Annotated in this window: 10 protein-coding genes; all 10 read left to right on the top strand. The window is 39.8% G+C overall.

The genetic code is table 11. The features are described 5' to 3' along the window. Positions 1-123 precede the first annotated feature (123 nt). Positions 124-642 carry a hypothetical protein gene (locus CIK99_RS03395; RefSeq protein WP_144007885.1) on the top strand — a complete coding sequence of 173 codons (519 nt, stop codon included), beginning with the start codon at positions 124-126 and terminating at the stop codon, positions 640-642. Between the two features lie 273 nt (positions 643-915). Further along, a complete protein-coding gene (locus CIK99_RS03400; protein WP_094379799.1) occupies positions 916-1806 on the top strand; it encodes an Rpn family recombination-promoting nuclease/putative transposase in 891 nt (296 codons plus the stop codon). A 392-nt stretch (positions 1807-2198) separates the two neighbouring features. Further along, positions 2199-2651 (top strand): hypothetical protein, encoded by a 453-nt coding sequence (locus tag CIK99_RS03405; protein WP_094379787.1) that lies wholly within the window; start codon positions 2199-2201, stop codon positions 2649-2651. Between the two features lie 687 nt (positions 2652-3338). Then, complete coding sequence (locus CIK99_RS03410) at positions 3339-3536, top strand: hypothetical protein (protein ID WP_094379789.1); 198 nt, start codon at positions 3339-3341, stop codon at positions 3534-3536. 93 nt (positions 3537-3629) lie between these two features. Beyond that, positions 3630-4292, top strand: a complete 663-nt coding sequence (locus CIK99_RS03415) for a hypothetical protein (protein WP_094379791.1) — start codon at positions 3630-3632, stop codon at positions 4290-4292. Position 4293: 1 nt separating this feature from the next. Next, positions 4294-5052, top strand: coding sequence for a hypothetical protein (locus tag CIK99_RS03420; protein WP_094379793.1), 759 nt, complete (start codon positions 4294-4296; stop codon positions 5050-5052). 26 nt (positions 5053-5078) lie between these two features. Beyond that, entirely contained in the window at positions 5079-6584 is a 1506-nt protein-coding gene (locus tag CIK99_RS03425; RefSeq protein ID WP_094379795.1) for a class I SAM-dependent DNA methyltransferase, read from the top strand. Positions 6585-6598: 14 nt separating this feature from the next. Beyond that, the gene (locus tag CIK99_RS03430) at positions 6599-7774 is read left to right on the top strand and encodes a restriction endonuclease subunit S (RefSeq protein ID WP_158215889.1); all 1176 of its coding nucleotides are present in this window, start codon (positions 6599-6601) and stop codon (positions 7772-7774) included. A 5-nt stretch (positions 7775-7779) separates the two neighbouring features. Then, positions 7780-10821 carry a type I restriction endonuclease subunit R gene (locus CIK99_RS03435; RefSeq protein WP_094379801.1) on the top strand — a complete coding sequence of 1014 codons (3042 nt, stop codon included), beginning with the start codon at positions 7780-7782 and terminating at the stop codon, positions 10819-10821. Between the two features lie 209 nt (positions 10822-11030). Then, a partial coding sequence (locus CIK99_RS03440; RefSeq protein ID WP_144007887.1) for a hypothetical protein occupies positions 11031-12034 on the top strand: 1004 nt, incomplete at its 3' end.

Here is a 12034-nt window from a genome sequence, read left to right on the forward strand (position 1 = left end):
CGCAGGGCAACCGCAAATGGTCAACGGACTTACATAAAGTAAAGTCCCTACAAGCGGAAACATAAATAACAAAACGCCAACACCCGACCTCGTGGCTGAAAAAATGTGTCGGGCTTATTCAATATGAAAAAGAGATTATTGATTATTTCTTTAATGTCAATGATAAGCCTTTTTGCATTCTCTCAAGATAAATTGTATTTTCATAATGGCAAGATAGCAGAAGGCAAAGTTATAGAGACAAGTGACATATTCATTAAATTCATCTACAAAGGTGAAGATATAGTCAATACTATGAGCCGTAATGCTTTAGAGAAAGTAGAATTAGCCAGTGGACGAGTAATGGAGCTTTCTCAAAAAATAATTATTGAATCACCTTACGATTACGACAAGGTAAGGGTTGTTTATGACAAGAATGAAGTACTTGGTTTAAAATCTCTTGGTCAGATAGAAAAGCATTCTAGCGGTACTTGGTCATTTTCTATAACAGCAGGCCACTTTAGTGAAAAAACATTAAAAAAAATTAGGAAAGAAGCCGCAAAAAGAGGTGGATGTATAGTGCTTATATTAAGTTCTCAAAGCAAATCTGGAACTCTTTTTAGTGCTGGTCATGCTTCAATGACAGGTGAAATATATACATATTAAGCGACCATAATCAATAAAATAAATAAAACTCGATTAATAATTATGATGAGAAAATAAATATACGTTGTTGAATCATAGGGACAGGTTCATCGACCCAAAAGAGTGAGCCAATGTACCTATGACCCTCGCAATACACATTTTCTCGTCCCGCAAGGCCAACGCCCTGCGGGATTGTTTTGTTCGACATTTCGGGTGATGGCAAACAAAAAATCGGCTGAAATTTTGGAGGTTTCAGAAAAAGGATGTATCTTTGCAAAAAATATAAGGAACATTATGGCAAAACGTTATCTTGACCCGAAGGCAGACCTCACCTTCAAGAAGGTGTTCGGCGAGCATCCTGACCTCGTAATCAGCCTGCTCAATGCGCTTCTCCCATTAAAGAAAGGGGAGGAGATACAGAGTGTGGAGTATCTGACGCCATTTCATGCACCTGATAATCTTTTTTTCAACGAGAATGTTGTTAACGTAAAATGTACCAATAACAATGGTTCGCATTTCTTCGTTCAGATCCAAACTTTTTGGGCTCCTTCGTTTTCGTTGCATGTTAAGCCAAACTCCTCAAAAGCATACATAAGCAAGTTGGGGAAAAGGATAGGAATGAATTACCAAGAGCCTGTTTTCTCATTGAATCTTGTTCGCGAAATTGTTGACGCAGACGTGGATAATTACTATCATTTCTATGATATAGTACAGGATGATTTGACAGAAAGGATTATAGACAACTTCCATTTAGTGTTTGTGGAACTGCCCAAGTTCACTCCTCACACCATGAACGAGAAGAAGATGCAAGTCCTTTGGCTGCGCTATCTCACAGAGATTGATGGCTATATGGAGACCGTCCCGCAGGAGTTGCTTGACAATCCAGAGATAAACAAGGCGATGGAGGTAGTAGAGGAATCGGCATTTTCTCCCGAGCAGCTTCTTGGCTACGACAAGTTTTGGGACATCATCAGGACTGAGACCACGCTTTATAACAGTGGCGTAAGGCAAGGCCGTGAGGAAGGTCGCGCTGAAGGTCGTGAGGAAGGTCGTGAGGAAGGTCGTGAGGAAGGTCGTGCGGAGACAGTTATGGCAATAGCCCGAAGGATGAAAAGCAAAGGCTCTTCTTTTGCTGACATACAAGAATTAACGGGGCTCAGCGAGGAGGAGATTCGTGGGTTGTAATGTCATCCGAGAGAACAGTCCACAGTCCTGCCATAATTCATAAATAGATAATTCAGGAAATGGAACAAAAAGTAATTGAAGACATATGCTGTGAGCTATCTAAGGACTTGTTGGGACTTCAATTCCGAGCACTGCCTTATTGCCATAGAAATATAAATTTTCCATGAAAAAATTTGGAAGATTCAGAAAATTCCATTAACTTTGCTTCACAATACATCAAAAACAGAACGTAATGAACGCAAAGAGATTGTATAACATATTGATTATCAAGGTTATAGGGGGGGGGTAAATCCACTCCTATAGACTCGTCCCTTTGTCATAGTTGTCATTATAGTTCCGAAGACAGTTTTCGTTTCCGTTTATCAAACAGTTTTCGTACCCTTCTCCCTCTGTTGCTTTTACTAACATCGTGCGAAACAATAGACCTTAACGACCACGAAAGCGGCACCACCGAGGTAGAAAGCCCCACAGACACACTCGTGTCGATGCCCCGCCAACTGCTTTGTTCGCTCAACAGCTGGAAGCTCGTAGGCTATCAGCAACCCAAATCCATATCCGTCCCGCTATGGGCCAACACCCGTGTGTCGTTCACCCGAGACAGCGTCAGGTTCTTCTACCACTACGACGACGTGATCACCGACACCGCCGTCACCTCCTCCGCAGACGAGACGCTCTACACTCATCCCGTCAGCTATGACCACTCCCTCGTCACCTTCGACGGAGCGACCTACGTAGTGTGTCATCACCTCACCTACGCCCCCCGAAAGATATACTCCCTCGACTCGCGCGACATAACACTCATAATAGAAGACATAGAGACCACCAGCGGCCCCTCGCCGCCGTAGGGTCTTACCTCGTGTAAGACCGCCCCACGTCGCGGAGCCCACATAATCAAAAAAAAATATAAATCGCTCTTTAGCTTGCGCTGAAGAGCATCCTCACCTCGGGATAGCTTGAGCAAGCTCAGCTCTCCACTCGGTTCGTCGCTCCTTGACTTGATTACATACCGAAAATAAAGACGAGAAAATCCGCCAAATGTTTGGTGGTTTCATGGATTATTCTTAAATTTGCACCCAAAACATATAATATTGTAATATAACAGCAAAAGCGTTTTGATGTTTACGTCAGACGATTTCAATTTGTCTTTAATACCTCTCAATGCAATAGGAATAATGGCGACTTATTATTTGGCTTATACTGCCAATAAAATAATTAAAAGATAATGATTATGAACAGTTTGATTATTTGCTATCTATGCATTTTGGCAGCAACATTGTTGTTTAACTTCTGGCTACGCTCCGATAAAGGCAAGAAGTGGCTTGGAGAATAAATAATTTCATTTATTGGAGTAATTTCCAAAGTGTTAGACCATCTCGTCCCGCAAGGCTCGCGCCCTGCGGGATTTTTTTCGCCTTTTTTTTCGGTATAGATTGAGTCGCAACGCGAACTAAAAAGATAACGGTTCGGCGGTGACGACAAAACACACACGTTGTCCTCTCGCCCACTCGCCAATATGTAAACTGAAAAAAGATATGAAGAAAACCAAATACGACAGCCTGATGACGGAACTGAAAGAGTTTCGGCGGAAGGTGAATGAAATGGAGAAGGAGGAAAGGGGAGAAGGCGAAATCACAAACTTCAAGCAGCTGCACAAAGTGGAGCTGTATGGAGAGATGGATGAATATCTCGACATGATTGAGGTTGTGGTGAATGAGCTAAGGGAAGAATAATAGTGACAGGTTCATCTACCGAAAGAATGGAATAAGGTCACTATGACCCTGTGACCTCAAAAGTTTTGAAACTAAAAGATAAAGGAAACGACAATGAGCAAATATCCGACGCTATATCACGGAACAAGTTTCCGTACGCTTGAAATGACTGCAGAAGAACGCGCACAGATGCGCAAGGACTGCAACGCAATGATTGATTCGTTGTGGCAATACTTCGAGCCTTTTCATTCGGGTGGAAAAATCTATGACTTGGAGCCAAAGTTGACTATTGATAATAATCCAAGAATATTTATTAATCTCTGTAATGCACTCAACATAATCAATGCTGAGAAAATCGGAAATAAACTATATGATTTAGGAGATTTCTACGTTACTAATTTAGATTTCAAGGCTGTTAGTTATGCTTCAAGATCATTCGCTTTCGGAGAAATTGGATTAAGGGCATATAGAATGTACGAGGCAATAAGGGAACTGAAATTTGAGAATTGGTCGCCATCTGATGAGCTTGCAAAGTCAATCGAAAGAGTGGTAGCTTTTGCAGAGGCTCCTGAGAGACCAGCGGTATATGTGTTTAAAGATATATCTACGGAAAATCTTTTATCAGAGGATGGTGAAAAACTTAGTGACATAGAGTTAAAATACGAGGATTGTTTCAGAGTTACAGGAGAAATAATAATGGATCCAGCCAAAGCAATCCCAGTTAAGCAGTTCGCTGACAGTTGCGACAAGAGGAAATGGCCACCATGCTATTGGTAATATGAAGGAAGATTATAAGAAATACGGACAAACCGACTATTATTGGATATTGGAATTCCTTGATAGTGACTATGAACGTTCTTCATACAAGAAGAACGGAGCTGATATAGTGCTTAAGATGAACAATGCAGGAAACATCAAAGAGCTTATAGTAATCCGTATGGAAATACACAAATTCATCGAGCAAAACAATATTGGTAAATACCTTGTTAATCAAGACATCCTGAATCCACTGAAAGCTAACAGAATGGATAAATTTATCAATAGGTGTTTCAACGGCAACGTTAAACGTCTGATTAAAGAGCTACCGGATAATGAAGAGTCAATAGACAAAGCTCTTGAATTATACGTAAACTCTTACTACATTGATCCAACAACTGATTCTCATATTACAAAAGTATTAAGACAGAAGTTTGGGGATTCTATATCAAGTAAACTTGCAAACTTGGAAGGAGTCAAGAACAAATATTGGGATTGTCTGAATAAGTATAAAAATAACATATCATATCCAGAAGGCTCAAATGGCAGTAAAAGAATATTTGAAGAATATAAAAACCTACAGAAAGAACTTGAACGGTATGGTTATGTCTATCATATATACGATATTGTAGATGCACCTAAAGCATATATGATAACAGCTGTAATAATTGTCTTAATATTAGGAGCAATATTTATTGCAGTTGGAGGATTCTTCGGCATTGGAGTAATTATCTTCCTTCTATGTCTTGTATTTGGACAGCTAACGGGACGAAGTAAATAACTATAAAAAAATAAAAAAATAAAGAAATGGCAAAGAAAGATACTATATCTCTTGGATTTGAAGAGAAGATTTGGAAGGCGGCGGATGTGTTAAGGGGAAACCTTAGTCCTTCGCAGTATAAAAATATTGTTTTGGGATTGATTTTCCTGAAATATGTGTCCGACTGCTTCGATGTGAAATATCAAGAATTCTTGAAAGATGAATATGCCGACGAAGAGGACAAAGACGAATATACGGCTGAAAATGTTTTTTTCGTTCCTGCCGAATCGAGATGGAGTAAGATAAGCGAGGCTGCACATACTCCACAAATAGGTGTTGTTATTGATAATGCAATGATAGCGATAGAGCGTGAGAATGATAAGCTTAAAGGTATATTGCCTATCAATTACGCTCGCCCTGAACTGGATAAGCGCAGACTTGGAGAAGTTGTTGATATATTCACTAATGTTGAAATGGTATCAGCTGGCGAAGAGCGCGATCTTCTTGGTCGTACATACGAATACTGTATTAAGATGTTTGCCTCACAAGAAGGCAAAAATGCCGGGGAATTTTATACTCCTTCGTGCATAGTTCGCACTCTTGTTGAAATCTTGCAACCATTCAAGGGGCGAGTTTTCGACCCTTGTTGCGGTTCGGGTGGAATGTTTGTCCAAAGTTTAGAGTTCCTCAAAAACCATAAGGGTAATTTACGTGAGATTAGCATCTTTGGTCAGGAGTTTAATGCCGAGACTTGGAAGATAGCGCAGATGAACCTTGCCATCCATGGTATTGATGCAAATTTAGGAAACTCTTATGCAGATTCATTCACCAATGACAAGCATCCTACATTGAAAGCTGACTTTGTTATGGCAAATCCGCCTTTTAATCTTAGCGATTGGGGGCAATCATCATTGAAAGATGATGTCAGATGGAAATTTGGATTGCCACCAGCAAGCAATGCCAACTTTGCATGGATGCAGCATATGATTCACCATATGTCCCCCAAAGGAAGGATGGGTATTGTGCTTGCCAACGGCTCACTGAGCAGTCAGACGGGCGGCGAGGGAGAAATACGCAAAAATATCATTGAGGCAGACCTTGTGGAGGGCATTGTGGCATTGCCATCTCAGTTGTTTTATAGCACAGGTATTCCTGTATGCCTTTGGTTCTTGGCAAAGGACAAGCCGCAGAAGGGCAAGACCGTTTTTATTGATGCAAGAAACGACTATGGAGTAATGGTTACTCGTCGTTTAAGAGAATTACAAGATGACGACATTAAGGATTTGGCAGACATCTTCGACGAGTTTCGTCGTGGAGTGCTTGAGCCATATCCTGGTATTTGTGCAGTTGCTACAACGGAAGAAATTGCAAAACAAGACTATGTACTAACTCCTGGACGTTATGTTGGTATTGCCGACGAGGAAGAGGATGGAGAATCATTTGAGGTTAAGGTATCTCGCCTTTCAACTGAAATTTCTGAGCTTTTTAGCCAAAGTCGTGAGCAAGAGAACGAGATAAGAGTGCAATTAAGTAAAATCGGGATTAATCTTTGATGGATGGGGAGAGTATGAGCGAGTGGAAAGAAGTGAAATTGGGGGATGTCGGAAAAATTGTTGGTGGTGCAACTCCTTCAACAAGAAATCCCCAAAATTACGGAGGCGTTATCCCATGGATAACACCAAAAGATCTTTCAATAAATAAAGAAAGATTCATTGAATTTGGGGAGAGAAATATATCTGAACAAGGATTTAATAGTTGTTCTGCCAAAATGTTACCTAAAGGTAGTATATTATTCTCTTCACGAGCACCAATTGGATATGTTGCAATTGCACATACTTCATTGTGTACCAATCAGGGATTTAAGAGTTTTGTTCCTGATACAGATAAAATGGATAGTATGTTTTCATATTATTTGCTAAAGCATAATAGCGAAAATATTGCAAACTTAGGTTCTGGAACAACATTTATGGAAGTATCTGGGAAAGTAATGAGTGATTATATTGTTAACATTCCAGATCTTTCCACTCAGCGAGAAATTGCAGGAATTCTATCCTCTCTCGATGCAAAGATAGAGACGAATAATAAGTTGAACGTGAAATTGGAGGAGATGGCGCAAGCTATCTTTAAATCGTGGTTTGTGGATTTTGAGCCATTTAAGGATAGGCCATTTCATGAAACGGAACTTGGAATGATTCCGGAAGGATGGGAAGTGGGAAGCATTTTGGATATTGCAGAGCTATTTGATTATCAAAGGAAACCTTTATCGTCTATGGAAAGAGAATACATGAAAGGTAAATATCCATATTATGGAGCAACATCTATAATGGATTATATTGATAAATACATTTTTGATGGAACTTATTTATTAATGGGCGAAGATGGAAGTGTTGTAAAGGAGAATGGAAATCCTTATTTACAATATGTTTGGGGCAAATTTTGGCCAAATAATCACGCACATGTTATGCAAGGTAGAAATGGTTTCTCTACAGAAATGTTGTATTGTCTTTTATCTATTACTGATGTTAGTTCAATTGTGACAGGTGCGGTACAAATGAAAATTAGTCAACGTTCTATGTCACGTTTGTTAACTGTAATACCTTCTAAATCAGTCTGTAAAAAATTTAATACAATAATCAGGCCTATATTTGATATAATAAAAAGAATAAGGGAAGAGAACGACCGTCTTGCCTCCCTCCGCGACACGCTCTTACCTCGATTAATGTCTGGTGAAATAAAAATATAATGCTTATGGGTGAAAAAGTAAAGTTTACAGAAGACTCGTATGAGCAAGCGCTTATTAGCCTATTCCAAGAATTAGGCTATGAGTATGAGTGCGGATATGATGTGGAGCGTGATTATAGAATACCATATCATAAGACTGACCTATTGGAATCTCTGAAACGGCTGAACCCTGAATATAAAGATGACGTCATTGAGCAAGGGGTTGTTCAGCTGACAAACATCAATATGGTGTCGATGGAGCAGAGAAATGAACTATTCATAAAATGGCTGCAAGGAGGCATGGAAGTGAGTTATCAGGAGGAAGGAGAAACTCGCACTGCATTGCTAAATCTTGCCAACTATGACAATATTAACAAAAATCAGTTTAAGGTGGTCAACCAATGGCGCATTGAAGAATTGCAGAACAAAAGATGCGACATGGTGGTTATGCTCAACGGTTTGCCATTAGTGGTGATTGAATTGAAGAGTGCTTGCAGTGAAGATGCTGACATTCACGACGCTTATCTGCAAATAAGGAATTATCAGCTTGCCATTCCAAGTCTGTTCAACTATAATGCGTTCAACGTGATTAGCGACATGACTGAGACAAGGGCTGGTACAATCACTGCCGATGAAAATCGCTATATGGAATGGAAAAGCGATGATGGATATTATTTGTCATCAATGTTGGCCGACTATGGCATCTTTTTCCGTGGAATATTCACTAAAGAACGTTTTCTCGACATAATCCAAAACTTTATATGTTTTGATCATAAAAAAGGAAAGACAAAGAAGATTATGACGGCTTACCATCAATATTTTGCAGTGAATAAAGCTGTGGACAGGACTCGCAAGGCTATGGAGAGTGATGGTAAGATTGGAGTGTTCTGGCATACGCAAGGCTCAGGAAAGAGTCTGTCGATGGTGTTCTTTGCACATCAGTTGATTCAAAAGTTTCCGGAAGTCACGATTGTTGTTGTGACTGATAGGAAAGACCTCGACGACCAATTGTTTGGTCAGTTTACAAGATGCACGGATTTCCTTAGGCAAAAACCATATCAAGTGGAAAGTAGAGAGGAACTTGCTACCAAGCTAAGAGGAAGAAAAAGCGGAGGTATATTCTTTACCACAATTCAGAAATTTGAAGAAGGCAATTCTCCTTTGTCATCAAGACGCAACATTGTTGTGATGACAGACGAGGCTCACCGCTCGCAATATGGTGACGAGTATTGGGATGACAAGAGTCAACAGATGAAAAAGGGCTTCAGCAGAAAGATGCGCGAAGCATTGCCTGGGGCTTCATTCATAGGATTTACAGGAACACCTATCAGCGACAGAGACCGCGACACTGAGGAAGTGTTTGGCGACTATATCGACGTATATGACATGAGTCAGGCAGTGGATGACGGAGCTACAATACCGGTGTATTACGAAAGTCGAGTGGTTAATCTAAATCTCGATGAAGATGCCATGCGACTGCTAGATGAGGAGTTTGATCATCTAAGTGAAGAAGGTGCAACCGACGAGCAGATTAAGGCCGCAAAGCAAGAACACAGCCGTCTGGAAGTGATATTAGGTGAAGACTCTACCATAGATTCACTCGTTAGGGATATAATAAATCACTATGAGGAAAACCGAGAGAACGAGCTGTCAGGAAAGGCGATGATTGTGGCTCTGACAAGAAGCATCGCAGTGAAGATATACAAGCGTATGCTTGAATTAAGGCCAGAGTGGACAGAAAAGGTGAAAATCGTGATGAGCGGTTCAAACCAAGACCCAGAGGAATGGCAACAACTCACTGGCAATAATAAATACAGAGAAGAACTCGCGCTGAAATTCAAGGACGACAACGACCCGATGAAGATAGCCATCGTAAGAGATATGTGGCTTACTGGATTTGATGTGCCATCGCTTGCCACGATGTATGTATATAAGCCTATGAGCGGACATAACCTGATGCAGGCAATAGCGAGAGTGAACCGTGTATTCCCCGAAAAAGAAGGTGGACTTATTGTTGACTATGTTGGTATAGCACAAGCCTTGAAGAACGCAATGAAGCAATATACCAATAGGGACAGAAGACGGTTTGGTGATCCTGATATTGCAAAAACGGCATTTACAAAATGGCAGGAAGAATTTGAGATTTGTCAAGACTTGCTTCATGGATTCGACTATAGTGGATTCTTTGAGGAAGACAATGCGAAGAGAGCTTCTGCCATCACAGGTGGAGTGAATTTCTTTTCTGCTCCGTCAAAGGTGACACAGAAAAAAGACTTCATCGAACATAGCACACAGCTACATAATGCCACAACTCTATGCCGTTCGCTTCTTACAACCAAGCAAAAGACTGAGATTTGCTACATGGATGCAGTTAGAGTGATGCTGATAAAACTATCCAAAAAAGGCAAGATAACCAAGCATGAAATAAATGAGAGAATAGGCGAACTGCTACGTCAGAGCATAAAGAGCGACGGAGTGATAAACTTATTTGGAGATAGAAAACTTGAGTTTTCGCTCTTCGACGAGGCATTCATGCAAGAGGTGCGCAACATGAAGGAGAAAAACCTGGCTGTTGAGTTGCTGACAAAGCTGCTGAAGGAGAAGATTGCCACTTCGAAGAAAATAAATGTAGTTAAGAGTGACTTGTTTTCGGATATGTTGAGCCAAAGCCTTTCAAATTATCTCAAAGGACTTCTTACTAATGAAGAGGTCATAGCGGAATTGTTGGAATTGGCCGAACAAATAAAGAACTCGGATAAAGAGGGTGAAGAACTTGGTTTGTCGGTTGAAGAAAAAGCATTCTATGATGCCCTATCAACACCAGAAGGAGTAAGGCAGGCCTATTCTGACGATGAGTTTGTCGCAATGACAAAAGAACTGACGGAAGAGCTGAAAAAGAACCGCACGATTGACTGGAACCGTAAGGAGTCGGCAAGGGCAAGAATGCGAGTGATGGTAAAGCGACTTCTGAAAAAATATAAGTATCCGCCCAAGTATGCAGAGAAAGCACTTGAAACAGTGATGAGACAATGCAATCATTGGGTGGACCAGGAAGAGAACGTGAATTGATAACATATATAAATTGACGCTGATACCTGACACTTCTGACAGTATTCAGAACCTGCAAATTCAGAAAATTCGGTAAGAAGGCAGTGACAGCAAGGCGTCCACACCATACGGCGTGGGCTCGGCTTGTTTGTGCCTTACCGATGGCTCTTGCAGGTGCCTGAATACTGGTACTTTCGAGTTGACCCACCGCCGTTTTATACGACAATTTCATGAACAAAAAGATAGACATAATTAGCACTATACCTGAATTACAGAAAAAGGCAGAACGATTCAAGGTGTGCTTCGGATATTTGTTAGAAGAAGAGGGTGGCAATAATAATGAAATTGTCATCAAGGCTTGGCGTGTCATTCTTGATGACTTTATTGTCGATATGAATTCTACTCTTATGAATCTAAAAGGAGAAATACAATGGTCTCTAATTGACGACCAAAGTAAATCTATCTCTGAATTCAAAAGTAATTATGGAAGTGTAATCGATTCATATAAAGAATATGTAAATGATGACATTCGCAAGACTATTATTTCTATTATTTCTCTTCTTGATGAGGGTGCTAATGGTTTCAGACTGTCGATGATAGAGGAAGGATATTACGAAAAATTATTTAACTTTCACTATAATAACTATAGGAAAGGTAACGAGAGTCGCTTGGAACTTATATATAATCAGGACTTCAATGATTTGATGGATAATTTACATGATGATACATTATGTAAAAAGCAAATGGTTGATAAAAGACGTGAAGAATTATTCAAGGACAAATATGGCATGATATATCATGATAAATGCAGAGATATAAAACTTGTAACTTTTTCAATTATTGAATCCAATGAAAAGAATGAAGTTGCCATATTGTCATTTATCGATAAATATCTAGCATATAATATCGCTATCGAAAAGCGCGACAAAAAAGAAGAAAATACAGAAAGCAAATATGAAAATATTATTTTTAAAGAGAATGTTGATATTGACAAGGTGATAAGTAAACTTCATGAGTATATAGAAAAAGGAGTAATTAAAGCAAAAAGACATTGGTATATTGTATATCGAGTTTTCTTGAAAAAGGATTGGTTGATAAAAGATAATCAAAGAAAATTCAGAGATCAGATAAACTCTGTAGTTGAAGATAGGCTGAAATGTACAAAAAACGATTTCTCTAAACTTGGAGCCTATATTCTTAATAAGAATATATATTATTTGGACTGGTCTTTAGA

Origin of the sequence: Prevotella sp. P5-92, from assembly GCF_002251245.1 — a bacterium.
In the GTDB taxonomy this organism is placed as follows: Bacteria; Bacteroidota; Bacteroidia; order Bacteroidales; family Bacteroidaceae; genus Prevotella.

What these genes read in the sequence shown, in the direction of transcription:
- CIK99_RS03435 (WP_094379801.1), top strand. Translation starts at nt 7,780, where the DNA reads ATGGGTGAAAAAGTAAAGTTTACAGAAGACTCGTATGAGCAAGCGCTT.
- CIK99_RS03395 (WP_144007885.1), top strand. Translation starts at nt 124, where the DNA reads ATGAAAAAGAGATTATTGATTATTTCTTTAATGTCAATGATAAGCCTT.
- CIK99_RS03400 (WP_094379799.1), top strand. Translation starts at nt 916, where the DNA reads ATGGCAAAACGTTATCTTGACCCGAAGGCAGACCTCACCTTCAAGAAG.
- CIK99_RS03415 (WP_094379791.1), top strand. Translation starts at nt 3,630, where the DNA reads ATGAGCAAATATCCGACGCTATATCACGGAACAAGTTTCCGTACGCTT.
- CIK99_RS03425 (WP_094379795.1), top strand. Translation starts at nt 5,079, where the DNA reads ATGGCAAAGAAAGATACTATATCTCTTGGATTTGAAGAGAAGATTTGG.
- CIK99_RS03420 (WP_094379793.1), top strand. Translation starts at nt 4,294, where the DNA reads ATGAAGGAAGATTATAAGAAATACGGACAAACCGACTATTATTGGATA.
- CIK99_RS03430 (WP_158215889.1), top strand. Translation starts at nt 6,599, where the DNA reads ATGAGCGAGTGGAAAGAAGTGAAATTGGGGGATGTCGGAAAAATTGTT.
- CIK99_RS03410 (WP_094379789.1), top strand. Translation starts at nt 3,339, where the DNA reads ATGAAGAAAACCAAATACGACAGCCTGATGACGGAACTGAAAGAGTTT.